Source organism: Sphingopyxis bauzanensis (assembly GCF_002205675.1).
Taxonomy (GTDB): Bacteria; Pseudomonadota; Alphaproteobacteria; order Sphingomonadales; family Sphingomonadaceae; genus Sphingopyxis; species Sphingopyxis bauzanensis.
Window position 1 is genome coordinate 1 of the sequence record NZ_NISK01000004.1, and the last position, 25,831, is coordinate 25,831.

Below are 25,831 nucleotides of genomic sequence, written 5' to 3' on the forward strand. Positions count from 1 at the left end.
AAGTCGATCGTCCGACTGTCTTCGTACCAGGATCGCCGCGCGTAGGGACCGATCAGGATGATGCGTTTGATCCGGCCCGGCTCGGGCGCCTGCACCTGATTTGGATCGAAGAAACTTCGCAGGATGCACGTGATCCGCTCGATCTCGCGCTGCTTGCGGCGGACAAGATGGCCGACGCGCGCCATTACGACTTCGCGCGCGTAAACGTCGTTCGTTGGGGTGGTCATGGTAAGCTCGCACAGCGGCGGTCCGCGCGTTGTCGCGCGGACGTGCAAGCGGTGTCCGCTGGGCCGCTATTGCGGCGATCAGCAACTGCCCGACCGTGATGGCCGAACCTACATGATGCCTGGCAGGGTTATCCTCGGGATGACCGCCAGTCACTCCATCCCGTGGGCGAGGTTATGCCAGAATCTGGGAGTCCCGGCAAGCTACCGGCGCACGCGCCTATTTGCGCGCCGCTGCCTCCAGTTCGGCGATGCGCTCCGAACAAACCTGATGGACGACGCGGCCCAATTCTTCGACGCGCGCACCGAGCCAGGACAACTCCTCTTCGCTGATCCGGTAATGTTTTGAGTACCTCGCCTTCGTGTAGGCTTCTTTCAGCTTCTGGAACATCGCGCGCTCGCGATGGGTGTCCGCCGGCCAGATGCCATAGAGGCGACGATCAAGCCCTTCTGCGAGCGAGCGCAGGAAGGCGATATTATGGTTGTACGGCGTGTAATAGGTCAACGTGAGCAACAGGCCTTGGTATAAGCTCTCGGCAGCTTGATGAAGGTTGAACGCGGCCTTTTTCCAACTCCGACGCTCAATGCAAAATTTGTAAATTTCGAGAAGTTCGGCGGCGCTCGCGACATGCTCCTCAAAATATTCTCGTGCCGTGTCCACCCCCTGCTGCGGCGTCTTTGGCTTCGGCGCGACCAATTCGGAACCGTCGACTTCGTAGAGGGCGACGCCATCCTTTGCGACTTCCATGAAGAAGACACGGCCATGCGCGAGGCCGTCGTTCACCTCATGCAGCGAATGGACGATGAAATTCACCGGCGTGCGCAGCGTCTTCTCGATCGTGTAAGCGCGGATCAGCCGTTCCTCTGCTTTCGCCCAATACGCAGCGCGGTCGGTCAGTTCCTTCTGGCTGACGATGACGAGGATGTCGTAGTCGGATTTATATTGGTTCGCCGACAACGGCGCATCGATCCAATCGCCGCGCGCGTGCGAGCCAAACAGGATGATCTTGAGGATGCGGGCGCCCTTGCGGCGCCCGGTCGCGTTTTCCGTTGCCTGCCCGAACTCGTCGAACAAAATCTCGACAATGCGCTCAAGCTCGCGCTGCTTCGCGGCAGGAAGATGATCGATGTCGGTGCGCATATTGGGGAGAATCTTCGGGAAGTTCGCCCACTTTGGCAAGGACAGATTACCGCGCACAATGGGATGGGCATAATTTCCGGTGGTGATCCGCACCGCAACGACTTGAGCGGATATGCGTGACTAACCAAACGCCATCTAGCTTCTCATTTTGGTCAAAAGTGGCCGGAACGAGACTGTCCGGTTCAGGGCGGAGAATCTGGTCTAGCTGCCGTTGGCACAGCGATGGCTACCGACAAGAATACGTCATTCAACTATGGGAGCGCGAACGCCGCTTCGCATGAAGTGCCGCCGTTGTAAGATCACCATCTATGGATCGAAACGTGCGCTCCCGTCCTGCTTTCGTTCGGGGTGACCGCCGTCCCGGCGACGCGGTGTCGAATTCTGACCGGCATGGCAGAAGAAGACTCAATTTCCGTCGATAAAACTATTTTATTGATAAAATCAGATTTGGTTTTCAAATTGACCCCGTTTGTGACCCGCAAAAAATCCAGTTGAGCGGTTCGAGTACCAAATCCGGGCGAAAAGGACCCATATCCAATTTTCTGGCGATGCTCAATCGGGAGGCCAACCCGGGTTTCGGCGCGCGCTTAACATGTCCGTAGCCGCGGACATGGTCCTCTTGCCTTCCGAGCGGATATACCCTACCTAGGTTCCCTAATGAGCCATCTGAAAGATAATTCCGAACTTGTCGCGAGGGTCAGGCGCATCGCCGGACAAGTGACCTCTGTCGAGAAAGCGCTGGTATCCGACTCGCCATGCGCGACGGTTCTTCATCGCGTCGCCGCTGTTCGCGGCGCGGTGAATGGGCTGCTGGACGAAATCATCGCCCAGCACCTCACCTCGCACGTTGCTGCGGATGGACTTTCCCACGAGGAACGCGCGACCGGCGCCGATGAGCTGCTTGCCGTTATCCGTCGATATTCCAAATAGGCGATACCGCATGACTGCTTCGACAAACGCTGAATATCCGGCACATGATCACGTCTTTCTGGGCGCAGCCCACGATCGAAACGCCCAGCGAACGCTCTGGGTAGTCGGTCTTACGGCCGTGATGATGGTCGCCGAAATCATTGCCGGTTACGTCACCGGCTCCATGGCCCTTCTCGCCGATGGCTTCCACATGGCGACCCATGCCGGTGCTCTCGGCCTTGCGGCGGCCGCCTATAGCTATGCCAAAAAACACCGCAATAATCCCAAATTCAGTTTCGGCACCGGAAAGGTCGGCGACCTGACCGGCTTCGCATCGGCTCTGATTCTCGGCATTTTTGCGCTCGGTATCGCGAGCGAATCCGTCACGCGATTGATCGACCCGGTGCGCGTCGATTTCGGCAATGCCGCGCTGGTTGCGGTGCTGGGCCTCCTGGTCAACATCGTAAGCGCGCTGCTGCTGATGGGAGGTTCCGATCACCATCACCACCACCATCATCACGAACATGCGCACCCTGAGGACGATCATCATCACCCCGGTCACGATCATGCCTGCGGCCACGACAATAATCTGCGCTCGGCCTATATGCATGTCCTTGCCGACGCACTGACGTCGGTTCTCGCGATCGCGGCTCTTCTCGCAGGGCGGTATCTTGGCCTCCATTGGATGGACCCTGCGATGGGGATCGTCGGCGCGGTCGTGATCGCTCGCTGGTCCTGGTCCTTGATGCGCGACACGGCTGCCGTTTTGCTCGATCGAACCAATAAGCGGATGGATAAGGCGATCCGCGACCGGGTCGGAAAATTCGCAGACGTTCGTCTTACGGACCTTCATGTGTGGCGTGTGGGACCGGACGCCAATGCGGCGATTGTCGAAGTCGAGGGAGCGATCGATTCGGCCGATCTGCGACACGAACTAGCCCATATCCGCGGGATCGCCCATCTTACGATCGGGGTGCATGAACCCCGGCAAAGCGCATGAGGTCGTCGGCAGGACAGTCGAAAGAGACACGATCCCTGGCGCTTCGCTTGTCAATGCAGTCGTGCGCAGTTACACGCGGGCGCATGCCGAAGCCGCGCTCCTCTCTGCCGAGCCGTCTGATCCTGTTGCTCTGCGCGCTGCTCATGACGCTCTATGCGACCACGATTCCCGCCAAGGCAGCGAATCAACTTCAGCATGCGCCGTCCTTCATTATGACGCACGATCATAAGGACGCCGCCGATTTCTCCGTCGATGTCATTCATGACAGTGTCGATCACCATGCCGTTCATCACGACGATGTGCCCGATGGTGACGAAGAACCGGGCGACCCTGCCTCGAGCGGCCATCATCATCATGGCGATAATGGTCCGAATCTGCTCGTTCCCGATGCGGCAACCGCCCCCACGATTCTATCGCCTCCCCATATGCAGGTAGCCGAAAAGGACCGACATGTTGCCGGCCTGCGATCCATCGGACCCGAACGCCCGCCCAGAACCGCCTCGCTGAACGCCTGAGTTCCCGCGCCCTCTGACGAGGCGTGGGATGTTTCCACGCCTTTCAGCGAGGCTGCTATCACATGTTTTCAAAATCTCGTGCGCGCTCCGGCGCGCGTGCCACCCGCAGAGCCCTGCTCTGCGGAGGCGTACTACTGGCTGCCGCCGCGCAGCCCGCATGGGCACAAAATCTAAGTCTCGACGAGGCACTTTCGCGGGTCGCGACACGGGATCCCGCCATCGCCGCCGGCGCAGCGCGTCTCGAATCCGCTGATGCCGCCGTCTTGCAGGCCGACGTCCGGCCGCGCGATGTCGTTGGCGCAGACTTCGAGGATTTCGCGGGCACCGGTCCCTATTCGCCGCTAAACAGGTCACAAGCCACCGGCTGGTACGAGCGAACATGGGAGCGCGGCGGCAAGCGCGAGGCGCGCATCGGCGCCGCGCGCGCCGATGTCGCCGTGGTCGGCGCACAGAACCGCGTCCGCCTGCTCGACCGCCTCGCGCGCGTGCAGGCAGCGTGGGTCGATGCCCTTGCCGCCGAAGCGGCGATCTCGATCGCCGAGACGCGGCTCACCGACCTCCAGCGTGTCGAACTCGACGTCGTAAAGCGCGTCATCGGCGCGCTCGATCCCTGGTTCGCTGCCGAGCGTGCGCGGACCAACGTCGCGCAGGCCGACATCGCACTCGAACAGGCGCGCGAAGCCGCGCGCATCGCGCGCAAGAACCTCGCGGCGTGGTGGGGCGGGAGCGGCGATTTCAGGCTCGATCCAACGATATTCCAGACGGTCGATATCTCGGTGCCGCCCGCGCGCGAGTCCGCCGATGTCGACCTGCTCGTGGCAGAGCGCGCGGCAGCCGGAGCGAAGGTCAGGCTCGCCGAGACCGGCAATATCGCCGATCCGAGCGGCCGTGTCGGGCTTCGTCACTTCGGCGAAGGAAATGACTTCGCCATCATGGTGGGTGGCTCGGTCCCGCTTGGCACCAAGGGGGCCAACCGTGGCAATGTCGTGCGGGCTCAAGCCGAGCAACGTGCCATCGAGGCAGACATCGCCGTGGCCCGCGTCGAGATCGATCGCGAGATCGACAGGCTCGTCGCCGAGCGCCAGCTCATCGCCTCCGAGATCAGGCGCATCGATGCCGAGGTGCTGCCCAGCGCGACGCGCGCAGTTCGGCTGATCCGCGACGGTCTGGCGCGGGGCGGCACCGCCTTCACTTTCCTCGAATTTTCGCAGGCGCAGGCGGCGGTTTCCGATGCGCGCGCGCGGCGGATCGAGCTGCTGCGCCGCTTCCACCTTCTGGGGGTCCGGCTCGACCGTTTGACCGGTCGCCACGCACCCCTGCTTGCTAATATGGAGACGATACGATGACCAAATATCTGCTCGGGGCGGCGTCGGTCATTGGCCTCGCTTTGCTCACTGGCTGTAGCGACAGCGGCACGGAAAACAAGGACGCCACAACGGCGAAGGCCGGCGAATATGAGCGCGGCCCGCACCGCGGCCGAATGCTGCGCGACGGCGATCTTGCGCTCGAGGTCACCATCTTCGAAGACGGCGTCGACCCCGAGTTTCGCGTTTACGCTTATCGGAACGACAAGCCGGTCAAACCCTCGGACGTCCAGCTGACGATCGAACTCGGCCGCCTCGGCGGCAAGGTCGATCGCTTCAGCTTCACCCCGCAGGAGGATTTCCTGCGCGGCAGCGGCGTCGTCACCGAACCGCACAGCTTTGATGTCCGCGTCGCGGCATCGGAAGGCGGGCGCAATCATAAATGGTCCTATGCCTCCTACGAAGGACGAACGACGATCGCGCCCGAAGCCGCCAAGGCTGGCGGGGTCAAGGTCGAGGCCGCGGGACCGGCGACGGTCAGCGACCTCATCGACATGGGCGGCCGGATCGAGATCACCCCCGAAGGCAAGGCCGATGTCCGCGCGCGGCTGCCGGGCCTTATCGTGTCGCTGAATGGCAAGCTGGGTCAACAGGTGCGGCGGGGGCAGGTGCTCGCACGGGTTGAATCGAGCCACTCGCTCCAGATTTACACGGTGCCCGCCCCGATCAGCGGCACGATCGTCGAGAAGAACGTCAATGTCGGCGACACGACCGGCGACCGCGCGCTGTTCGTCATTGCCGATCCGACCAAGCTTCATGCGGAGTTTTTCGTTTATCCGCGCGACGCCGAACGGGTGCGCGTCGGCCAGCCCGTGAGCCTCAAAAGCCTGTCGGGTGAGGGCCGGTTTCAGGCCGAAGTGGAGGCGGTGCTGCCTGCCGCCGATGTCGCGAGCCAAACGATGATCGCGCACGTCCATCTGCCGCCGGTCGCTTCGCGCACGTTCCGGCCCGGCATGGGGGTCGAGGGCAGCTTCGCCGTCGCGCAAGCCAACGTCCCGCTCGCGGTGCGCACGAAGGCAATCCAGCGTTTCCGCGACTTCGAGGTGGTCTTCGCCAAGGTCGGCAACACCTATGAGGTGCGGATGCTCGAAATCGGCCGCCGCACCCCCGAATGGACCGAAGTGCTTGGCGGGCTCGCGCCCGGCGAAATCTATGTCACCGACGGCGCTTTCCTGATCCGCGCCGACGTCGAAAAATCGGGGGCCAGCCATGACCATTGATCCAGCCCCACCGGGCAGCCTTCCTTTGCTGGAACGGTTGATCGCGGCCGCAATCCGCTTTCGCTGGTCGGTTCTCGCGATTGTCGCTGTGCTCTGCGCGATCGGGGTCTGGAGCTTTCAGCGCCTCCCGATCGATGCCACCCCCGACATCACCAACGTCCAGGTGCAGATCAACAGCGAGGCGGCGGGCTTCTCACCGCTCGAAGCCGAACAGCGTGTCACCTTCCCCGTCGAGACGGCAATCGCCGGCCTGCCGGGGCTGCAATACACCCGCTCGGTATCGCGCTACGGTCTCTCTCAGGTCACCGCGGTTTTCGAGGATGGCACGAGCATCTATTTCGCTCGCCAGCTGATCAACGAACGGCTGCAATCGGCGCGCGAGCAACTCCCGCCCGGTGTCACGCCCGAAATGGGGCCGATCGCGACCGGCCTCGGCGAGATTTTCATGTACACGCTGGAGGCCGAGCCGGGGGCGAAAAAGCCTGACGGCAGTGCTTACACCCCCGAGGATTTGCGAACTTTGCAGGACTGGGTGATCCGGCCGCAGCTGCGCAGCACGCCAGGGGTAACCGAGGTCAACAGCATCGGCGGCTACGAGCGCCAATATCATGTGACCCCGATCCCGGCGCGGCTCTCGGCCTATGGGCTGACGCTCGGCGATGTGGTGCAGGCGCTCGAACGCAACAATGACAATCGCGGCGCGGGCTATGTCGAACGCTATGGCGAACAATATCTTGTCCGCACGCCGGGTCAGGCCGCCGGCACCGACGAACTCGGGATGATCATCGTCAGCAACCGGAACGGCGTGCCGATCCGCGTCGCCGACGTCGCCGACATCGGCATGGGCGAAGAACTACGCACCGGCGCCGCGACCGAAAATGGCAAGGAGGTCGTGCTTGGCACGGTGTTCATGCTCGCGGGCGAGAACAGCCGCATCGTTGCGCGTGCTGCCGCCGAACGGCTCGAAGAAGCCGCCAAGGCGCTGCCCGCAGGCGTGAAAGCCGTCGCGATCTACGACCGCACCAATCTCGTCGAACGCGCGATCTGGACCGTCGAGAAAAACCTGATCGAAGGCGCCCTGCTCGTCATCGTCGTGCTGTTCCTGCTGCTCGGCAACGTCCGCGCGGCGCTGATCACAGCGGCAGTCATCCCGATCACGATGCTGATGACGATTACCGGCATGGTGCGCGGCGGGGTGTCGGGCAATCTTATGAGCCTCGGCGCTCTCGACTTCGGCCTGATCGTCGATGGCGCGGTCATCATTGTCGAGAATTGCCTTCGCCGCTTCGGCGAGGCACAGCACCGGCTCGGCCGCCTGCTCGATCGCGGCGAGCGCTTCCAGCTCGCGGCAACGGCAACGTCTGAAGTTATCCGTCCCTCGCTGTTCGGGATGATGATCATCGCGCTCGTCTATGTGCCGATCTTCGCGCTCACGGGAGTCGAGGGCAAGATGTTCCACCCGATGGCGATCACCGTCGTGATGGCGCTGACGGCGGCGCTGATCCTCTCGCTCACCTTCGTGCCAGCAGCCGTCGCGCTGTTCGTCACGGGCAAGGTCGAGGAGAAGGAAAGCCGGTTGATGGGCTGGGCGCGGCGTATCTATGCGCCCGCGCTCGACAAGGCGATGCGGCTGCGCACCGCTTTCGTTGCGGGTGCAGTTGCACTCGTTCTGATCTCCGGGTTCGCTGCCAGTCGGATGGGTTCGGAGTTCATCCCGAACCTCGATGAGGGCGATATCGCGCTCCACGCGCTTCGCATTCCCGGCACCAGCCTCAGCCAGGCCGTCGCGATGCAGGCAACGCTCGAAGCGCGGATCAAACAATTCCCGGAGGTTGACCGGGTCGTGTCCAAGATCGGCACGGCGGAAGTCGCGACCGATCCAATGCCGCCATCGGTCGCCGACACCTTCATTATCATGAAGGACCGCGCCGACTGGCCCGATCCCAGAAAACCCAAGGCCGAGCTTGTCCGCGAAATGCAGGCCGCCGTGGAGCAGATACCAGGCAATAATTACGAGTTCACCCAGCCGATCCAGATGCGGTTCAACGAACTGCTTTCGGGGGTGCGCGCCGACGTCGCGGTCAAAGTCTTCGGCGACGACCTCGATACTTTGCTTGAAGTGGGCGAACAGATCGAAGGTATCGCAGCCGGGGTCGAAGGCGCCCAGGATGTCGGCCTCGAACAGGTCACCGGCCTGCCGACTTTGCAGATTACGCCTGACCGCGGCGCGCTTGCACGCTTCGGCCTCAATGTCGGCGACATTCAGGACGTCGTCGCGGTGTCGATCGGCGGGGTTCAGGCCGGACAGATTTTCGAGGGCGATCGGCGTTTCCCAATCATCGTGCGTCTGCCCGAGAACGTCCGCGAACGGGTCGACGAGATCGGGAGGCTGCGGATTCCGCTCCGCGCCATCGGCCCGTCCGCCGATGTGACGATGGGTGCGGCGCCCGGTGCCGGCCTGCGCGGTTTCGTGCCGCTCGCCGATGTCGCGAAGGTCGAGGTTGTCATCGGCCCCAACCAGATCAGCCGCGAGGACGGCAAACGCCGCGTCGTGGTGACCGCAAACGTGCGCGACCGCGATCTTGGCTCGTTCATCGAGGAGCTCCGGGCAAAGGTCGATGCCGAGGTCGAGGTGCCTTCCGGCTACTGGATCGCTTATGGCGGCACGTTCGAACAGTTGATTTCGGCAGCCCAGCGGCTCCAGATCGTCGTGCCGGCGGCGCTACTGCTGATCTTCGGCCTGCTCTTCGCACTGTTTCGCTCGGTCAGGGATGCCGCCATCGTCTTCTCGGGGGTGCCGCTCGCGCTCACCGGGGGCGTCGCCGCGCTCCTCATTCGCGATATGCCGCTGTCGATCTCGGCCGGGGTGGGCTTCATCGCCCTTTCGGGCGTCGCGGTGCTCAACGGCGTCGTCATGCTCAGCTTCATCCGCCAGCTGCGCGAAGGGGGCAGCGAGCTGGAGGAGGCGATCCGCGAGGGCGCGCTCACACGCTTGCGGCCGGTGCTGATGACCGCGCTGGTCGCCAGTCTCGGCTTCGTGCCAATGGCGTTCAACGTCGGCGCCGGCGCCGAGGTGCAGCGCCCGCTCGCGACGGTGGTGATCGGCGGCATCGTCTCGTCGACGATCCTGACCTTGCTCATCCTGCCCGCGCTCTACCGCATGGTCCACGGCCGCCGTTCGAAGAACCAAAAATACGAGCCCCCAGCGGCCAAGCCTTCACCGGCCTGACCGCTCGCCCCGCGCGCCCTCGCGGTGCGCGGGGCACCCGAGTATAAGGATGCTATCTACATGTTCACGCAAACGATCGCCCCGCTAGGGACGCACACCCATGATCGACGAACAGCATCCCAATTGGCCGGCGCTGTAACACACGGCGGCTCGTAAACCCCGCAAAGCTGACACGTCGGTCGAAGCCTCGACCGCGCCCGGCCCTCCCATTTGAAACGTCGGGAATCGATCGCCCGGACCTGTGAGGAAAGTTTATGGATTCTCGCTCTCCCTCGACCGGCCGCCGATCAGGCGTTTCTAACGATCCGGCAACCGCTCGGCAAAGCCGCCCGGATCGCAAGGACACCCGGTCGCCGCCGCGCTATGCGGCGATCAAGCAGAGCATTCGGGACGCCGTCCGGCGCGGGTGTTTGAAGCCCGGCGACCGCGTCCCTTCCGAAGCCGAACTGGTTGACCAATTCGGTGTATCGCGCATGACCGCGAACCGAGCACTTCGCGAGCTTCAGGCAGCAGGCATCCTGGTCCGCCGCGCTGGCAGTGGATCGTTTATCGCCGAAGCAAAGCCGATCGGCCAGACGATAGAGATTCGGAACATCGCCGACGAAGTCCGCGGGCGTGGTCATGATTACCGCGCCCGCGTCATCCAGAATCGCGAAGTACGTGCCAGCATCGAAACGGCGCCACTCCTCAACGTTCGTGTAGGAACGAAGTTGTTCCACTCGATCATTGTCCATCATGAGGACGAATTTCCGATCCAGATCGAGGAGCGGTTTGTCCTCGCATCGATCGCACCTGCCTATGGTAAGCTCGATTTTACCCAGATGACGCCGAACGCGTATCTCATGCGCATCGCACCCCTGGAGCGCGTCGAACATCGCGTTTGCGCGACGATGCCCGATGGGCGGATGCGGAGCATGCTCGGGCTGTTCGAGGGTGAACCCATATTGCAGATGACGCGGCGGACTTGGAGCCACTCGCGCCTTGTCTCCCATGCCTTGCTAACGCACCCCGGTACGCGGTTCGAGCTTTCAGCCACCTTTTCGGCCGGCGAGTGACCGCGGCAATTGGCATGAGCGATCGGAGACGTTTGCGGCGGGGTGGCGCAGCCGCTACGCCGCGGCGAACCCCACTCGGTGATTCATCAGCCTGACGGCCAGTTATCGCTCGATCCTTCCCACGCCCCCCTTTGGATGCTGAACTGCTTCTGCATCCGCAAGGCGCGCATGCGCAGCCTGGAGACGCCAGTTGCGGCCTTCGCCAATCATCGCAAGAAAGCAAGCGCACCTCGTTAAAGCGCACAGTCCAACGCACGGGTGTTCATCGACGAACCGCATCCGAGTTGGCGAACTAACCGCCTCAACAAACCTCGATCCCTGCAAATAGGTCCGATCCTCGATGGGCCCGATCGTTCAGAGCGATTTCCACTAGGATATGGATTTGCGTAGTCTCTGGACGCCTATTATCGCCCCAGTCAAGCTGAACGCAAAACCAGCGCCTAGAAGAATGAGCACCAATATTTTCCGGAGGACGGGACGATCTATGAGGCCCGGAACCTTGAGTGTGTGCAGGCCATAATAAAGCCAGGAATAGGCCAATCTGCTTTCATCCATCGACGCCACAATCGAGCCAGTCGTCATATCGATATAGAGAAACAAGGTTGTATCGCCCTGTAACTCGTATTTGCGTACCGTTCCGGGCATGGCTTCCGCCAAAGCGTAGAAATCTGACGGGTGCACGTCTGCCGCGCCAGTGAGTTTCATATCCGGCCAGCCTTTGGATATTGCACTTCGAACTCGCTTATCGAGCGATGCGACGGACAAGGGCATCCCGTTGGCGTCGAATCTAGTCATCTCCTCGGTGCCCTGCACGGTCATCAATGCCTGACCGTCGACCGCCGAGAACTTAATCTCTTTTGCCGAGCCAATGCGCCGGAGCGCGGTCGCACTAATTTGGGAAACCGCTTCACCGATTGGCCGCCCTTGATAGGCACTCAACTCGCTGGCAGTTGGTTGCCCGCGTGAAAATAGTCTGCCGTGGTCCATGGACAGCCAGCCGCTCGCAGCCCAGCTGATGACCGCTATTCCTATAAAGAGTCCGAGGATGTGATGGTACTTTAGCCATTTCAGACGAAAGAATGTCAGCTGTTTGCGCCCCGCCTTTCGAGCGGCGAAAGTCCGGATCAAGCCCAACGTCATGCCAGCAACAGCCACCAATGTCGTGAGCAGGGACAGTGACCAGACGAGCGTATCCCAGATCGAGAAGCTGGCGCGCAAGGGCGTGAAATAGACCCAGTGGAGCACTGCGCCTACCCAATTCCACCCGCGCTCGGACGTGGTCGTACGCTGCGCGATTTCGCCGGTACGAGCAGAGATATAGATCTGCGTTCCAGCCTGATCGTTCGCTGCGACACGATAAAATGGCCTCCCGGCATCATAGCCGTTGTCGACGATCCATTGATCATATTCGATTGGACCATGCGTGGTGGGCGCCTCTAGATGCAAGAACGCCCGCGCGGATGCGGATGCAATAGCGGCATTGATCGGAGGCAGGACGTTGCCGTCCCGCGCTCCGATCGCGACCGTCTCAGCGCCGGATTGAACAAGATAGGCGGGGACATCGGCGCGTTGGATCAGCCGCACGCTCTCTGAGTCCAAGTCAGTCTTGGCGGCTGCCTGCGCCGGTGAAATTGCTATCGCGTTCATGTCCAGCATGGGCGCGGCGGCAATCTGCGCGCTCTTTGGAAGCGACGGAAAAGGCTGAAAGACCAGCACCGCGCCGCTCGCGAACCACATCGCCAAGATCAAGCATGTCGCGACCCCCAGCCAGCGATGAAACCAGACGAGCGCGCTAGTGCCTCCTGCCTTCCATCTCTGCCAATTAGAAGCGGCCAAGAACGCTCACCTCAAAGCGACGCGGCTCGCCCATAAGCACCTGGGCCGGATAGTAGATGTCAGCCCACTGCACATAGGTCTTGTCAAACACGTTGTTGATCCGGCCGGTGAGCGAGATGTTAGGTGTCAGTTCATAGGACGCATAGACGATGCCGGTCGCGTAGCTGTTGAGCTTGAGCGTATTGGCAGTGTTGCCGTAACTGCTGGCGACATATTTCATCCCGCCGCCCATCTCTAGCGGTAGGCCGCCAATATCGCGGACGGTGGTCCAGATGCTGCCCACCCACTTCGGTACATTCGGCGGCCTGTTGCCCGAGGCGGCGATGCCGAAGAACGGATCGACAAATTCGCCGAACTTGGCGTCGACATACGAACCGCTGGCGATCAAGGTCCAGTTGTCGGTTACTTTCATCTCGCTTGTAAACTCGATGCCCTTCGATTTCTGGCTGCCGATGTTGCTCAACTGATCGAGCGCAACTTGGGTCAGAATATTCTTGCGCTTGATGCTATAGGCGGAAAGCGTGAACGACGCGCGACCGCCAAGCGCATCGGCTTTCAGGCCGATTTCGTACTGACGCGAGCTGCTCAATCCGAAATCTTCGTTGGCGTCGACCAGAAAGATGTCGGAACCGACCGGATCCTTGCCGGTGCTGAAGGAGGCATAAGTGGTGATATTCGGCGTCACGTCATAAACGGCACCCAGTCGCCAATTCAGCAGCTTGTACGTACGCGTGAAACTCGTATCTGCCTCAAAGTTGCCCGCAAAATCGAAATTCTCGCGTGTCAGATACAATCGTTCGGCGCGTACTCCAGTGACCAGCTTGAAGCCATCGGCCAAGTCGAGGGCATCTTCAGCGAAAAGGGCGACTTGGTCCCATCGGGTGGGGCTGACACGACCGACCAGTGGACCGAACAGGCCGCGCGACGGATTCAGCGGATCGACGCTGTCACCGTCCGGAAAGCCGCGCTCACGCTTAAAATCGAGGTGGCTGTAGTCGATGCCCGCCACCAGCCGATTATCAAGCCCGAACAGCTTGTGTTTGAAGGTTACGCTAAACTGATTGCCGGCGAGATCCTGGTTGTGCAAGACGAAGAAACGATCGCGATCGATCAGGTTGGTCGCTTCATTGAAAATGAAATTCTCGGCGTTGAGCCACTGCCGGGTTGCATGAAAGTAATAGGCTGTATTCGAGATGCTCACCGAGTCCGAAGGCGCCCAATTTATCACCATGCGAGGCCAAAAATGCCTCGAATGCGCGCGACTGTCTTCGACATTATAGTTCTTGAAGCGGGTCCGGCGATCGACAACATAACCATTGGCGGTCGTAAGTATGCCGTCAATCGGGTCGGTCGCGAACGACGTAGGCACCAGCGGGGTGCCGAAGTATGGTGAAAGATTATCTTCGAGGAAATCCATCCCGATCTCGATCGAGAAATCTGCGCTGGGTTCGAACAGCAATGCCGCCGTTGCGTTAAACGAGTCGGCGGGCGCATCTTCAACAAAACCACCGGTGCGGTGGTAGCTGACATCCAACCGGGCGGCGAGATTATCGGACAGAAGCTTGTTGCCGCCGACCCCGACGCTGACCGTGTCGAAGGTCGCATATGATCCAAGAACCTGCAGGCTATCTTCCTTGAAATCAGGACTTTTGTTGACGATGTTGACTGCACCGCCCACCGCTCCCTGACCGAAAAGCACTGATGCTGGCCCCTTCAGGATGTCGATGCTCTCGATGTTGAATGTGTTGCCTGGCCGGTTGATCGTTTGTGCGGGTCCGAGATAGAGGCCGTTGTGCAGCACCGTCACCTGCCCGCCGGTAAAGCCCCTCATCGAGAATAGCGATGGTGCTCCGGGCGAACCCCCGGAAGTCACGCCCGGCAGACTGACCGTTGCTTCCTCGACGGTACGAAAGCCGCGGGTCAAAATCTCGTTCGACGTAATCTGATCGACTGTCGCCGGGGTCTCCCGGATCGTAAGCCCAAGCCGGCTCGCCGTCTCGCTCTCCCGGTCGAGCTGACGCAAGCGCCAGCCCGTGACCGTAATTTCATTCGCTTCATCGGCGGCTTGCGTATCGGCACTGGACTGATCGGTTTCGACGGTCGTATCCACCGCCGAGTCTTGCGCCAAACCAGACGTGGACCACAGCAACGCGATGACCGAAAGAGAAGCGTACAACGGTCGGTTTCCGGCAAAGCCACGCATGATGTTCTCCCCTGTTGAATGGATCGCCTCTCCCAAGGCCATCGACTCGTATTTGTATAGTCAATTGAGGTTGATCTTAAACTTTTATTACGTCAAGAGGGGTTCTCACATTTTTTTCCTGCTCGTAAATCGCGATGGGGGACGCCATGGAAGTGTCGGAAATTTGGGGTATTTCGCGCGCTAAAAATAATCTGCGTTACGTACGGCGGATGCAAATCCTGCAAATTGATGGGAGTAGCGGTGGCCGTGAGTGAGGCGAAAGTTAGCATCAGCGCCATTCCGCCGTTGGACGGCGAGGGTCCCTTGTGGTTGCAGATTCGACGATCGCTTTCGCTGCCGATTGTCAGCGGACGGTGGCCTTCAGGTACACGTATCCCGACTGAGATATTGCTGACCGCTCATTTTGAAACATCGCGCATGACGGTGAACAAGGCGATCCAGAGCCTGGCGACCGAAGGTTTGGTCCAGCGACGCCCAAAAATCGGGACAATTGTAACCGAAAAGGCGCGAGAGCGCCCCGTTTTCGAGATATGGGATCCGGCCGATATGGTTCACCAGTCAGGAGCTCACTACAGCTACAGGCTGATCGATACTGCAATCATATCAAGCGCGTCCGAACTTAGCCGGCAGTTTAACTGCGATGAAACAACGCCGCTTTTTCAGGTCCAGTGCCTGCATTTATCAAACAAGCGTCCATTTCAGTTCGAGGAGCGGGTCATCAACCTCGAGGCTGCACCCAAGATTGCGCATGAAAATCTGCACGCAGTCAGTCCTGGGCAATGGCTGCTAGCGCATGTAGCGTATACCGAGGCCCGTCACCTAATCTCCGCGCGCGCGGCTAGCGAGAAGGTAGCCAATTTCCTTGAACTGACGGTTGGCGACCCATGCCTAGTCGTCGAACGCAGGACTTGGAACGCCAACGTCCCAGTGACTCTTGGTCGGTTTTGGTACCCTGGGGGCGATCATAGCCTGCATGGGAGTTTCAAGCCGTCCTGGTAACAGCCACAGCTGATTTCCGTCAGCCCTGGCGGCTACTCTTGTGCCGAAGCATCGCCATTTTGAACGGATTGCTTCTTAACTTCCGCCATGCTCCGCGCCGAACCAAAGCGAGCGATCAGGTCGTACGCCGATCCGACAAAATGCTGGCGCACCAGGGTGATGCCCTCATCACCACGCCAAGTGCGCCGTTCGATGAACAGGCAAGCCGATCCCGGGGGCAAATTCAGGCGCGCGGCGACCTCGCGGTTGGCGGGGACCGCACCGATTCGCGTTTCCGCTTCGGTCCAGGGGACGTAGCGTATCAGCCAGGCGCCGGGTGACGAGCGATCGAAGGCTTGTGCCGCGATCTCCGGCACCGCCGTCAGGCTGACCAGTCGCGCCTCAACGGCCAGAGGTACATCGTCGGCAAAATGGACCCCCTCGATCAGCAACAGGTCGCCGCTCCCGGCGAGCTGAATTTCCTCGTCATGGCCTATGTCCGGCCGTTTCACGATCCGCTTCGCCAGTTCAAAGCGGTAGCGCTGTCCGCGCTGGGTCACCTCCTGCTCGAGATCGGGAACGTCAAGCACCATCGAATGGACTTTGGGGCGTGCTACAAACGAGCCTGCTCGTTTGCGCCGGTCTATCAGGCCTGCCGCAGCAAGCGACGACAGCGCCTTGCTGACCGTCATCCGCGCGCAATCATACTCGCGCATCAATTCATGTTCGGTGGGTAAGCGGGCTCCTGGACGTAGCGCCCCCGACAAGATCGCCGCCTCGATCTTGCTACGGATACGTTCGTGCAGCGGCAGGGTCACGCGACCAGTAGTTGCAAAGCGCGGCGATAGCGATCGGATATCGCATCGCGCGCGACATGTTTGCCGCTGCGAACTACCATCGTGCCGCGCCGCCATACTCCATCGATCGCGCTGCGTCCGGCGGCAAACAGAAAGCTATCCATAATCTGCGCACCTTTTCGTTCAACGAGCGAGACGTGACTGCTGTCGAGACTAATCATGTCAGCGGCATGGCCGACGGCGAGTCCGCCTGCAACCCCCAACGCCTGCGCACCGCCCCGCACCGCAGCGTCGAACATCTCCTGTCCCGTCGATTGACCTGGCGCCGCAGTCATGATGTTACGCGCGCGCGCCAAGAGACGCTGGCCATATTCGAGCAGCCGCATTTCTTCCGACATGTCGATCAGCACGTTGGAATCGGTGCCGATTCCGAAGCGCCCGCCTGCCGCTTGGTAGGTGACGGCGGGAAACAGGCCGTCGCCCAGATTGGCCTCGGTTATAGGGCACAGTCCGACCACCGCGCCGCTTTGTGCCAGCGCCACCGTTTCCTCGCCGGTCATGTGAGTTGCATGGACGAGGCACCAGCGTGCGTCGATGTTAGCGTGATCCATCAGCCATTCGACTGGTCGCTGCCCGCTCCACGCCACGCAATCCTCGACCTCCTTCAGCTGTTCGGCAAGATGAATATGTATCGGCCCGGTACCGGCCAGCGTCTGCAGATGTCCAAGCTCGTCGGCCGTGACCGCGCGCAGGCTGTGCGGCGCAATGCCGACGATCGCATCGGGTAATGCGGCCGTGCCCGCGCGCACTGCATCAAGCAAGCGCGCAAAGCCATCGAGGTCATGGACAAAGCGGCGCTGCGCATGGCGGGGCGCGGTACCGCCGAAACCGGAATGAGCATAGAAGACCGGCAGATGCGTCAAGCCTATTCCGGTGTCGGCGGCAGCCGCGATAATCGCGTGCGACAGTTCCGCAGGGTTCGCATAGGCCACTCCCGCAGGATCGCGATGCAGATAGTGAAACTCGCCAACGCGGGTGAAACCGGCTTCCAGCATTTCCGCATAGGCCAGCGCCGCGATGGCGCGCAGGCCATCTGGATCGATTCGATCGACAAACCGGTACATGATATCCCGCCAAGTCCAAAAACTGTCGCTGCCGGGACCCCGCACCTCGGCGAGCCCCGCCATGCCGCGCTGGAAGGCATGGCTATGCACATTGGACATGCCGGGAAGGCCGATGGCGTGACGATCATCATTGCCCTGGGCTTCTACGTCGACCGTGATAGTCGCGATCAACCCGCCGCTGATGGCGACGCGGACCTTCTCCGCCCAGCCGGTAGCCAGCAGCGCTTGGCCGAAATGCACTGTTTTCTCGGCATTATTTTGATCAATCATCCCGATTCCTCTCAGTAGACAATTAATGTCTATACATTAAAGCTGATCGATGCAATGATCGCTCCCAGGGAGATTCGAACGATGCGATGCGACAAAGTGTGGCGCGACGCGCGGCTGGCGACAATGGCCGGCGACGGTATGGGCCTGATCGAACAGGGTCTGGTCGCCGCAACCGACGGCGTCATAGTCTACGCCGGTGCCGCGGCGGAAGCCCCCGAGCTCGACCCCGCCGAAACCATCCACTGCGACGGGCGCTGGATGACGCCGGGACTGATCGACTGCCACACCCATCTGATCCACGCCGGCGACCGCGCCCGCGAATTCGAAATGCGGCTCGACGGCGCATCTTATGAAGCGATCGCGCGGGCCGGGGGCGGGATCGTGTCGACAATGCGCGCGACCCGCGAAGCCAGCGAGGACGAACTCGTCGCGGGCGCCCTGCCGCGGCTTGACGCGCTGATCGCCGAGGGGGTCACGACGGTCGAGATCAAATCGGGCTATGGGCTCGATACCGCCAGCGAAATCCGGATGCTGCGCGCTGCCCGCCGGCTCGGCGGCAAGCGCCCGGTCCAGATCGCGACTACCTTCCTCGGCGCCCACGCACTGCCGCCCGAATATGCCGCCGATCCCGACGGTTATATCGCGCTTCTGGTCGAGGAGATGCTGCCCAAAATCGCGCGGCTCGGTCTCGCCGACGCGGTCGATGCCTTTTGCGAAGGGATCGGTTTCAGCACCGCGCAGACCGGGCGGGTGTTCGATGCGGCGCAGCGCGCCGGGTTGCCGGTCAAGCTCCACGCAGAACAGCTAACGAACCAGCATGGCGCGGCGCTCGCGGCGAAATATCGCGCGCTGTCGGCCGATCACCTCGAATATCTCGACAATGCGGGCATCGCCGCGATGGCGGCGGCGGGCACGGTCGCGACGCTGCTGCCCGGCGCTTATTATTTCATTCGCGAAACGCACCTGCCACCGATTGACGCGTTGCGCCTCGCGGGTGTGCCGATCGCGCTTGCAACCGATTGCAACCCCGGCACCTCGCCGCTCACCTCGTTGCTGCTGACAATGAACATGGGCGCGACGCTGTTCCACCTGACGGTCGCCGAATGTCTTGCGGGGGTGACGCGCAATGCCGCGCAGGCGCTCGGGCTGACCGACCGCATCGGGACGCTCGAGGCCGGCAAGCGTTGCGACCTGGCGATCTGGGACGTCGAACGCCCCGCCGAACTTGTCTATCGCATGGGGTATAACCCGCTCCATGCCCGTATCTGGAGTGGTCGATGACCGACATTTTGCTTGTTCCCGGCGCCGCCTCGCTCGCCGACTGGCGCGCCATCTATCGCGGCGCCGTGCCCCGGCTCGACCCGGCATCAGCGCCGCGCATCGCCGCCAGCGCCGCCGCGGTCGGCCGCATCCTCGCGCATGGCGAGCCGGTTTACGGGATCAACACCGGCTTTGGCAAGCTGGCGAGCGTCCGCATCGACGACGCCGACCTCGCAACCTTGCAACGCAATATCGTGCTCAGCCATGCGGCCGGGGTCGGCGATCCGTCGCCGGTGCCGGTCATCCGGCTGATGATGGCGCTCAAGCTCGCCAGCTTGGCGCAGGGCGCGTCGGGGGTGCGGCCCGAAACCGTCGCGTTGCTCGATGCGATGCTGGTCCACGAGCTGACCCCGGTGATCCCGGCGCAGGGATCGGTCGGCGCGAGTGGCGACCTGGCGCCGCTGTCGCACATGGCGGTGACGATGATCGGCATGGGCGAAATCTTTGTCGCGGGCGAACGTCTGCCCGCCGCCGAAGCTCTGGCAAAAGCCGGCCTGACGCCGATCGAACTCGCCGCCAAGGAAGGACTCGCGCTTCTCAACGGCACGCAATTTTCGGCCGCCAATGCGCTCGCGGGATTGTTCGAGACCGAATTGCTGTTCCGGTCGGCGCTGGTCACCGGCGCGCTGTCGACCGAGGCCGCCAAGGGATCGGACACCCCGTTCGACCCGCGCATCCACGAACTGCGCCGCCATAGCGGCCAGATCGAGGTCGCGGGCGCACTGCGCTGCCTGATGGCGGGATCGCCGATCCGCGCCAGCCATCTGGAGAACGACACGCGGGTGCAGGACCCCTATTGCCTCCGCTGCCAGCCGCAGGTGATGGGCGCGGTGCTCGACCTGTTGCGGCAGGCCGCGACGACATTGGCGATCGAGGCGAATGGCGTTTCGGACAATCCGCTGATCTTTCCGGACACCGATGAAGCTTTGTCGGGTGGCAATTTCCACGCTGAGCCCGTCGCCTTCGCCGCCGACATGATCGCGCTCGCGATCTGCGAGATCGGATCGATTTCCGAGCGTCGCATCGCGATGCTCGTCGACCCCGCCTTGTCGGGGCTGCCCGCGTTTCTGACACCGCGGCCCGGCCTCAATTCGGGCTTCATGATCCCGCAGGTCACCGCCGCGGCGCTGGTCAGCGAAAACAAGCAATGCGCCTATCCCGCCAGCGTCGATTCGATCCCGACCTCGGCAAATCAAGAGGACCATGTGTCGATGGCGGCGCATGGCGCGCGGCGCCTGCACGGCATGGCGGCCAACGCCGCCGCGGTGATCGCGATCGAATGGCTCGCCGCGGCGCAGGGGGTCGATTTCCACGCGCCGCTGCAATCGAGCGCGGCGCTCGGACGCGCGCATCGCCTGCTGCGAGAAAGCGTCCCGACGCTCGCCGACGACCGCCATTTCCACCCTGATATCGCGGCGGCAAACGCGCTCGTCCGGTCGGGCGCGCTGGCGGCGACGGCAGGCGACCTGCTCCCCGGCATCGCATGACCGACTGGCTCGACATCAGGCGCGGCGAGGCGCCGCTCGTAGTCGCGTTTCCGCACACGGGAACCGACTTGGCCGATATCGGCGCCGCCTTTCGTTCGGAATGGCTCGCGCGCCGCGACGCCGACTGGTGGGTCGATCGGCTCTATGATTTTGCTGCCGACCTCGGCGCGACGACGATCCGCACCGGCATTTCGCGCAGCGTCATCGACGTCAACCGCGATCCGTCGGGGGCGTCGCTCTACCCGGGGCAGGCAATGACCGAGCTGTGCCCGGCGACGACCTTCGACGGTGAACCGCTGTACCCCGATGCCGGCCCCAACGCCGCCGAAATTGCGCGGCGCCGGGCGCGGTGGTTCGACCCCTATCATGCCGCCATCGAAGCCGAGATCGCGCGGCTGAAAGCGCTGTACCCCCGCGTCGTGTTCTACGATGCCCATTCGATCCGCAGCCATGTCCCGCGCCTGTTCGACGGCGAATTGCCGCAATTCAATATCGGCACCAACGGCCGCGTGACCTGCGATCCCGCCTTGGCGGCGGCAATCGAAGGCGTCTGCGCCGCGAGCGGGCATAGCCATGTCCTCGACGGCCGTTTCAAGGGCGGCTGGACCACGCGCCATTATGGCCGTCCGGCCGACGGCATGCACGCGGTGCAGATAGAACTGGCAATGCGCGGCTATCTGGTCGAGCCCGCCGCCATCGATGAAGCCAACTGGCCACAGCCGCTCGACCCGACACGCGCTGCCAGCCTCACCCCTATTCTCCATGACATTCTGCGCGCGTGCCTCGTGTTCGCTGCGCCCACGAAAGGAAAGACATGACCCGCCTCGACAACAGCCGCATCATCAAGGCGCCCACCGGGACCGAACTGTCGGCCAAAAGCTGGCTGACCGAGGCCCCGCTGCGGATGTTGATGAATAACCTCCATCCCGACGTCGCCGAGCGTCCCGAAGAACTCGTCGTCTATGGCGGCATCGGCCGCGCCGCGCGCGACTGGGAAAGCTATGACAAGATCGTCGAAACGCTGCGGCGGCTCGAGCCCGACGAGACCCTGCTCGTCCAGTCGGGCAAGCCGGTCGGGGTGTTCCGCACCCATGAAAACGCCCCGCGCGTGCTGATCGCCAACTCCAACCTCGTCCCGCACTGGGCGAACTGGGAGCATTTCAACGAACTCGATAAGCGCGGGCTCGCGATGTACGGCCAGATGACCGCCGGATCGTGGATTTACATCGGTACCCAGGGCATCGTGCAGGGCACTTATGAAACATTTGTCGAGATGGGCCGTCAGCATCATGGCGGCAGCCTCGCGGGCAAATGGCTGCTCACCGCCGGGCTTGGCGGCATGGGCGGCGCCCAGCCGCTTGCGGCGGTGATGGCGGGGGCGTCGTGCCTGGCGATCGAATGTCAGCCGAGCCGCGTCGAAATGCGGCTGCGCACCGGCTATCTCGACGCTTCGGCCGCGACGATCGAGGAAGCGATGGCGATCATCGAACAGAGCTGCGCCGACCAGAAGCCCGTCTCGGTCGGGCTTCTCGGCAACGCCGCCGAAATCCTGCCCGAATTGTATCGCCGCGGCATCCGTCCCGACCTGCTCACCGACCAGACGAGCGCCCACGACCCCGTCAACGGCTATCTTCCCGCCGGCTGGAGCGTCGCCGAGTGGATCGACAAGCGCGAAAGCGATCCCGCCGCGGTCGCCAAAGCCGCCAAGGCGTCGATGGCGGCGCATGTCCGCGCGATGCTCGATTTCCAGGCCGCGGGAGTGCCGACCACCGATTATGGCAATAATATCCGTCAGGTCGCGAAGGACGAGGGGGTCGAGAATGCGTTCGATTTCCCGGGCTTTGTCCCCGCCTATATCCGCCCGCTGTTCTGCCGCGGCATCGGTCCGTTCCGCTGGGCCGCGCTGTCGGGCGATCCCGAGGACATCTACAAGACCGATGCCAAGGTGAAGGAGCTACTACCCGACCACCAGGATCTCCACCGCTGGCTCGACATGGCGCGCGAGAAGATTCAGTTTCAGGGGCTGCCCGCGCGCATTTGCTGGGTCGGGCTGGGCGACCGCCACCGGCTGGGTCTCGCGTTCAACGACATGGTCGCGAACGCCGAGCTGAAGGCGCCGATCGTCATCGGCCGCGATCATCTCGATTCGGGATCGGTCGCCAGCCCCAACCGCGAAACCGAAGCGATGCGCGACGGCAGCGATGCGGTTTCGGACTGGCCGCTGCTCAACGCCCTGCTCAACACCGCCAGCGGCGCAACCTGGGTGTCGCTCCACCATGGCGGCGGCGTCGGCATGGGCTTTTCGCAGCATAGCGGCATGGTCATCGTCGCCGACGGCACCCCCGAAGCCGCCGAACGGCTGGGGCGCGTGCTGTGGAACGACCCGGCGACGGGGGTGATGCGTCACGCCGACGCGGGATATGACATCGCGCTCGATTGCGCCCGCGCCAAAGGTCTCGACCTGCCCGCCATCACCGGGTGACCGGCGTCCTGCACCTTGCCAGCCGCGCCTACATCGCGCGGCCGTGGCGGAACGGCGGCGGCATCACCCACGATATCGTCACCGTTCCGGCGGGCGCGGGCGAAGATGATTTTTGGTGGCGCGCGAGCATCGCGACGATTGCTGCCGCCGGGCCCTTTTCATTCTGGCCCCAGGTTGATCGCGCGTTCCTGCTGTTGCGCCGCGAACTGTTGCTAACGATCGGCGACTCCGGTGAACAGCGGATCTCCCCCGGCGCGCGCGCCATCCGGTTCGCCGGTGAGGCGGCGGTTGCGGCCCGCCCCGTCGAAGGCCCCTGCACCGTGTTCAACCTCATGGCACGTCGCGGGCGCAGCCGGATAGCGGTGGACTGCTGGACGACAGCGCGGCCGAGCACCGCGGCGCAATGCCTGTTGCTAGCCGAGCAGCCGACGACGGTGCGCGTCCACGGCGATGCGATCGCGCTGGCGCAGCAGGACGCGCTGCTTCTGACCGGCGGGATTCCCGCCGGGCTGACATTCGATCGCCCGCTGATCGCCGTCGAAATCTTCGTCTAACCAGGCGAGGCGGAGCGCAATCCGCCGCTCCGCGGATATGCGCGCGCTCGATCAGCGCGCTGTCCGCCCCGAGACCATGAACCGCGTCAGCCATATGTTCGTCGAAGCGCTGGGACAGATGTATCACACGCGGTTGCCGCGCACCTTTCTGAAAGGCGCGACGCCTTTCATCGGCACGCAGTGGAAAGTGGTGAGCGCAGCTTCTGCCAGTTCGCGGTGCATCACCCCAGCGCCGCGCGTTTCAAGGCCTTCTATCGTCGTAGTTTCCTCCCTGACGAGGCCTTTTTCCAGACCCTGATCATGAACAGCCCAACCAGGGCGAGGTGGTGAACGATGATCTACGCACGATCGACTGGATACCTGACGGCGATATCAAGCTGCGTCCGCGCACCTTCGTCACTGCCGATGCGCTCCGCCTGACGCTCAGCCCTGACCTGTTCGCACGCAAATTCAACCTCGAAGAAGATGCGGTGATCTTCGATCTGCTCGAGGCCCATCTGAAAACTCCGGCAGCCAAGACCTATGCTGGCGACCCGACTCCCATACCGCGGCGACCTGCGCTCGAACCGGCCTGATAAGTCACGTAACAGCGCAGGCGCCGAGCCTCCGGCAATCGCAATTGCGGCGACGGCGGCTCTATCGCGTGATTTTTCATGACAATCGAGCAGGCGTTCTTCGTTTTCGTCCTCCCGGCTCGGCCAGATTTGCGCCCGATCAATCGTGAAGGCGATGCCAGTCGTCTTGATATGCAGCCATTGCGGCCACTTTCCGCCAACCTGCCGCCAATGCGAGGTAGGACAGGCGAAGGGAGTCTGTCTGGCAAATGCTCGCCTGATCAGCGAAGCCCGCAGCTCTCGCAAGGCATTGAATCTCCGTCAGCATCGACCGGGTCTAGGCCTTTGTCGGCCTTATATCTAATGGCTTCTCGTCCGCCCTCTCGGCCGACTTATAAACTGCGACATCGCCGGACACTGTCATGTTGACATCCATAGGGATTGGGTAGACCGCACCTTGGCGCCATCCGAAGAAGTTATTCCTCCGGTCAGCGGACCCGTCTTGGCGGCGTCTGCCTTGCCTCTTTGAGGCCAGCATCCTGCCCCGGCATTGATATCGGTGCCGGGGCGGTGTGTGGCGGGACCAGCGAGAAGACGGGATCGGGTCTCTTGGCAATTCCACTTAAATGCTTGGAGCGCTGCATTTGCAGCAGACGCACCATGCGGCGGAGTGTTGATTTTAAGTGCGTACCTCTCGTCTTGTTCCGCAATACGCTCACGCAGGTCGGACAGCCGTCTTGCGGCCGGCCAAGACTTAGCCGAGGCGCTAAGCTGCCGATCTCCACTCGGAAAACAGATTATGCCGCCCAAGAGACACAGCCGATTCGGATCGGCCCTTTCGATCTAGGGGGGACGTGAGAGGGTGCAAATCTTGGCACCAAAGCTCTTCGCTGGGACAGCATGGGAGATTAATTTCGCCCAAAAATCGCACGCCGGGAGCCGAAAGAAAACGCCAAGAAACGACAGGACACGACAGAGGCGAATGGCACCATTTTTGGCACTCTTGCGCGATTTTTTCGTATCGCCAATTATACATCCAGGGGAGCCCAACCGAAGCCAGCCGATGGAGTGTTTGCCATGCCCGTCTCCGAAAGGATCATCCGCCTACCCACCGTTCTCAATCGCACCGGACTGTCACGTTCCACCCTCTATCGTAAGATCGCCGAGGGCACCTTCCCCGCGCAGGTGCAGATCAGCGTGCATGGTGCCGGGTGGTGGGAGTCCGCCATCAATCGGTGGATCGCCGACCCGCCCGGCTACCGCGCCGAAAATGACAATCGGCCCATTGGCGATGGGCCGGTATGAAAAAGGACGAAGCGCCGCGTTCGCGGCCGCTCACGGCCGCGAATGACAACTCTTCCGCACTTGCTCCTGCCGCGGTTGACGCGGCCCTGACGCGCATCGCCGAGGCGATCGGACGACACATCGCGCGCGAGCATGTGCGGGCGCGGAAAGCCGCCAACGACAATGATCTTTCGTAAATATGCGAAGGCCCGCGAGCGTTGACCCTAGGGGCATGGCGCGCGAGACCGTCATAGGGGAGCAAGCGGGCCGGTGTCCGCTTGCCTC

General features: G+C 62.4%; 22 protein-coding genes and 1 pseudogene. 17 read left to right on the forward strand and 6 right to left on the reverse strand.

What is annotated here, in order from left to right; translation table 11 throughout:
- Nucleotides 1-227, reverse strand: a pseudogene (locus tag CDQ92_RS15415) (hypothetical protein); the annotation flags it as partial.
- A gap of 217 nt (nucleotides 228-444) precedes the next feature.
- Nucleotides 445-1,365 carry a HEPN domain-containing protein gene (locus tag CDQ92_RS15420; protein ID WP_088443360.1) on the reverse strand — a complete coding sequence of 307 codons (921 nt, stop codon included), beginning with the start codon at nucleotides 1,363-1,365 and terminating at the stop codon, nucleotides 445-447.
- A 657-nt stretch (nucleotides 1,366-2,022) separates the two neighbouring features.
- Between CDQ92_RS15420 and CDQ92_RS15425 the strand changes: the two genes are divergently transcribed.
- From CDQ92_RS15425 to hutC (CDQ92_RS15455), 7 genes are all read left to right on the forward strand, one after another.
- Nucleotides 2,023-2,295 carry a metal/formaldehyde-sensitive transcriptional repressor gene (locus CDQ92_RS15425; protein WP_088442320.1) on the forward strand — a complete coding sequence of 91 codons (273 nt, stop codon included), beginning with the start codon at nucleotides 2,023-2,025 and terminating at the stop codon, nucleotides 2,293-2,295.
- 10 nt (nucleotides 2,296-2,305) lie between these two features.
- Entirely contained in the window at nucleotides 2,306-3,274 is a 969-nt protein-coding gene (dmeF, locus tag CDQ92_RS15430) for a CDF family Co(II)/Ni(II) efflux transporter DmeF (protein WP_088442322.1), read from the forward strand.
- 143 nt (nucleotides 3,275-3,417) lie between these two features.
- Nucleotides 3,418-3,789, forward strand: coding sequence for a hypothetical protein (locus CDQ92_RS15435; protein ID WP_144035803.1), 372 nt, complete (start codon nucleotides 3,418-3,420; stop codon nucleotides 3,787-3,789).
- Nucleotides 3,790-3,851: 62 nt separating this feature from the next.
- Nucleotides 3,852-5,135, forward strand: coding sequence for a TolC family protein (locus CDQ92_RS15440; protein WP_088442326.1), 1,284 nt, complete (start codon nucleotides 3,852-3,854; stop codon nucleotides 5,133-5,135).
- The gene (locus tag CDQ92_RS15445; protein WP_088442328.1) at nucleotides 5,132-6,373 is read left to right on the forward strand and encodes an efflux RND transporter periplasmic adaptor subunit; all 1,242 of its coding nucleotides are present in this window, start codon (nucleotides 5,132-5,134) and stop codon (nucleotides 6,371-6,373) included. The genes CDQ92_RS15440 and CDQ92_RS15445 overlap by 4 nt, the downstream gene beginning before the upstream one ends.
- On the forward strand, nucleotides 6,363-9,602 hold the full coding sequence (locus CDQ92_RS15450) for an efflux RND transporter permease subunit (RefSeq protein ID WP_088442330.1): 3,240 nt from the start codon (nucleotides 6,363-6,365) through the stop codon (nucleotides 9,600-9,602). The genes CDQ92_RS15445 and CDQ92_RS15450 overlap by 11 nt, the downstream gene beginning before the upstream one ends.
- A 254-nt stretch (nucleotides 9,603-9,856) precedes the next feature.
- On the forward strand, nucleotides 9,857-10,657 hold the full coding sequence (hutC, locus tag CDQ92_RS15455; protein ID WP_088442332.1) for a histidine utilization repressor: 801 nt from the start codon (nucleotides 9,857-9,859) through the stop codon (nucleotides 10,655-10,657).
- 369 nt (nucleotides 10,658-11,026) lie between these two features.
- Here hutC (CDQ92_RS15455) and CDQ92_RS15460 read toward each other — a convergent pair whose 3' ends face one another.
- A complete protein-coding gene (locus tag CDQ92_RS15460; protein ID WP_268239167.1) occupies nucleotides 11,027-12,493 on the reverse strand; it encodes a PepSY domain-containing protein in 1,467 nt (488 codons plus the stop codon).
- Complete coding sequence (locus tag CDQ92_RS15465; protein WP_237246130.1) at nucleotides 12,480-14,738, reverse strand: TonB-dependent receptor; 2,259 nt, start codon at nucleotides 14,736-14,738, stop codon at nucleotides 12,480-12,482. The genes CDQ92_RS15460 and CDQ92_RS15465 overlap by 14 nt, the downstream gene beginning before the upstream one ends.
- 204 nt (nucleotides 14,739-14,942) lie before the next feature.
- Between CDQ92_RS15465 and CDQ92_RS15470 the strand changes: the two genes are divergently transcribed.
- Nucleotides 14,943-15,695, forward strand: coding sequence for a UTRA domain-containing protein (locus CDQ92_RS15470; RefSeq protein ID WP_229667449.1), 753 nt, complete (start codon nucleotides 14,943-14,945; stop codon nucleotides 15,693-15,695).
- A 32-nt stretch (nucleotides 15,696-15,727) separates the two neighbouring features.
- Here CDQ92_RS15470 and hutC (CDQ92_RS15475) read toward each other — a convergent pair whose 3' ends face one another.
- Together hutC (CDQ92_RS15475) and CDQ92_RS15480 are read right to left on the reverse strand one after the other, a co-directional pair.
- On the reverse strand, nucleotides 15,728-16,492 hold the full coding sequence (gene hutC, locus CDQ92_RS15475; protein WP_088442342.1) for a histidine utilization repressor: 765 nt from the start codon (nucleotides 16,490-16,492) through the stop codon (nucleotides 15,728-15,730).
- On the reverse strand, nucleotides 16,489-17,865 hold the full coding sequence (locus tag CDQ92_RS15480; protein WP_088442344.1) for a formimidoylglutamate deiminase: 1,377 nt from the start codon (nucleotides 17,863-17,865) through the stop codon (nucleotides 16,489-16,491). Before CDQ92_RS15480 ends, hutC (CDQ92_RS15475) begins: the two co-directional genes overlap by 4 nt.
- An 81-nt stretch (nucleotides 17,866-17,946) precedes the next feature.
- On the opposite strand from CDQ92_RS15480, the gene hutI reads away from it, so the two are divergent.
- The 9 genes from hutI to CDQ92_RS15525 all read left to right on the forward strand — a co-directional run bounded on the left by hutI (nucleotide 17,947) and on the right by CDQ92_RS15525 (nucleotide 25,743).
- On the forward strand, nucleotides 17,947-19,146 hold the full coding sequence (hutI, locus tag CDQ92_RS15485; protein ID WP_088442346.1) for an imidazolonepropionase: 1,200 nt from the start codon (nucleotides 17,947-17,949) through the stop codon (nucleotides 19,144-19,146).
- Nucleotides 19,143-20,672, forward strand: coding sequence for a histidine ammonia-lyase (hutH, locus tag CDQ92_RS15490; RefSeq protein WP_088442348.1), 1,530 nt, complete (start codon nucleotides 19,143-19,145; stop codon nucleotides 20,670-20,672). Before hutI ends, hutH begins: the two co-directional genes overlap by 4 nt.
- Nucleotides 20,669-21,490 (forward strand): N-formylglutamate deformylase, encoded by an 822-nt coding sequence (gene hutG, locus CDQ92_RS15495; RefSeq protein ID WP_088442350.1) that lies wholly within the window; start codon nucleotides 20,669-20,671, stop codon nucleotides 21,488-21,490. The genes hutH and hutG overlap by 4 nt, the downstream gene beginning before the upstream one ends.
- Nucleotides 21,487-23,154, forward strand: a complete 1,668-nt coding sequence (gene hutU / locus CDQ92_RS15500; protein ID WP_088442352.1) for a urocanate hydratase — start codon at nucleotides 21,487-21,489, stop codon at nucleotides 23,152-23,154. The genes hutG and hutU overlap by 4 nt, the downstream gene beginning before the upstream one ends.
- Nucleotides 23,151-23,708, forward strand: a complete 558-nt coding sequence (locus CDQ92_RS15505; RefSeq protein ID WP_158213873.1) for a HutD/Ves family protein — start codon at nucleotides 23,151-23,153, stop codon at nucleotides 23,706-23,708. The genes hutU and CDQ92_RS15505 overlap by 4 nt, the downstream gene beginning before the upstream one ends.
- A 37-nt stretch (nucleotides 23,709-23,745) precedes the next feature.
- Entirely contained in the window at nucleotides 23,746-24,006 is a 261-nt protein-coding gene (locus tag CDQ92_RS20925; RefSeq protein WP_144035805.1) for a hypothetical protein, read from the forward strand.
- Between the two features lie 28 nt (nucleotides 24,007-24,034).
- Complete coding sequence (locus tag CDQ92_RS15510) at nucleotides 24,035-24,283, forward strand: hypothetical protein (protein ID WP_088442356.1); 249 nt, start codon at nucleotides 24,035-24,037, stop codon at nucleotides 24,281-24,283.
- A gap of 1,056 nt (nucleotides 24,284-25,339) precedes the next feature.
- Nucleotides 25,340-25,567, forward strand: a complete 228-nt coding sequence (locus tag CDQ92_RS15520) for a helix-turn-helix transcriptional regulator (RefSeq protein ID WP_088442360.1) — start codon at nucleotides 25,340-25,342, stop codon at nucleotides 25,565-25,567.
- Nucleotides 25,564-25,743, forward strand: a complete 180-nt coding sequence (locus tag CDQ92_RS15525; RefSeq protein ID WP_088442362.1) for a hypothetical protein — start codon at nucleotides 25,564-25,566, stop codon at nucleotides 25,741-25,743. The genes CDQ92_RS15520 and CDQ92_RS15525 overlap by 4 nt, the downstream gene beginning before the upstream one ends.
- Nucleotides 25,744-25,831 lie beyond the last annotated feature (88 nt).

Excerpts from the sequence above, each read along its gene's own strand:
- hutU (WP_088442352.1), top strand. The coding sequence starts at position 21,487 with ATGACCCGCCTCGACAACAGCCGCATCATCAAGGCGCCCACCGGGACC.
- hutC (WP_088442332.1), top strand. The coding sequence starts at position 9,857 with ATGGATTCTCGCTCTCCCTCGACCGGCCGCCGATCAGGCGTTTCTAAC.
- hutG (WP_088442350.1), top strand. The coding sequence starts at position 20,669 with ATGACCGACTGGCTCGACATCAGGCGCGGCGAGGCGCCGCTCGTAGTC.
- CDQ92_RS15420 (WP_088443360.1), bottom strand. The coding sequence starts at position 1,365 with ATGCGCACCGACATCGATCATCTTCCTGCCGCGAAGCAGCGCGAGCTT.
- CDQ92_RS15435 (WP_144035803.1), top strand. The coding sequence starts at position 3,418 with ATGACGCTCTATGCGACCACGATTCCCGCCAAGGCAGCGAATCAACTT.
- CDQ92_RS15525 (WP_088442362.1), top strand. The coding sequence starts at position 25,564 with ATGAAAAAGGACGAAGCGCCGCGTTCGCGGCCGCTCACGGCCGCGAAT.
- CDQ92_RS15445 (WP_088442328.1), top strand. The coding sequence starts at position 5,132 with ATGACCAAATATCTGCTCGGGGCGGCGTCGGTCATTGGCCTCGCTTTG.
- CDQ92_RS15480 (WP_088442344.1), bottom strand. The coding sequence starts at position 17,865 with ATGATTGATCAAAATAATGCCGAGAAAACAGTGCATTTCGGCCAAGCG.
- CDQ92_RS15465 (WP_237246130.1), bottom strand. The coding sequence starts at position 14,738 with ATGGCCTTGGGAGAGGCGATCCATTCAACAGGGGAGAACATCATGCGT.
- CDQ92_RS15425 (WP_088442320.1), top strand. The coding sequence starts at position 2,023 with ATGAGCCATCTGAAAGATAATTCCGAACTTGTCGCGAGGGTCAGGCGC.
- CDQ92_RS20925 (WP_144035805.1), top strand. The coding sequence starts at position 23,746 with ATGCGCGCGCTCGATCAGCGCGCTGTCCGCCCCGAGACCATGAACCGC.
- CDQ92_RS15440 (WP_088442326.1), top strand. The coding sequence starts at position 3,852 with ATGTTTTCAAAATCTCGTGCGCGCTCCGGCGCGCGTGCCACCCGCAGA.
- hutI (WP_088442346.1), top strand. The coding sequence starts at position 17,947 with ATGCGATGCGACAAAGTGTGGCGCGACGCGCGGCTGGCGACAATGGCC.
- hutH (WP_088442348.1), top strand. The coding sequence starts at position 19,143 with ATGACCGACATTTTGCTTGTTCCCGGCGCCGCCTCGCTCGCCGACTGG.
- CDQ92_RS15450 (WP_088442330.1), top strand. The coding sequence starts at position 6,363 with ATGACCATTGATCCAGCCCCACCGGGCAGCCTTCCTTTGCTGGAACGG.
- dmeF (WP_088442322.1), top strand. The coding sequence starts at position 2,306 with ATGACTGCTTCGACAAACGCTGAATATCCGGCACATGATCACGTCTTT.
- CDQ92_RS15520 (WP_088442360.1), top strand. The coding sequence starts at position 25,340 with ATGCCCGTCTCCGAAAGGATCATCCGCCTACCCACCGTTCTCAATCGC.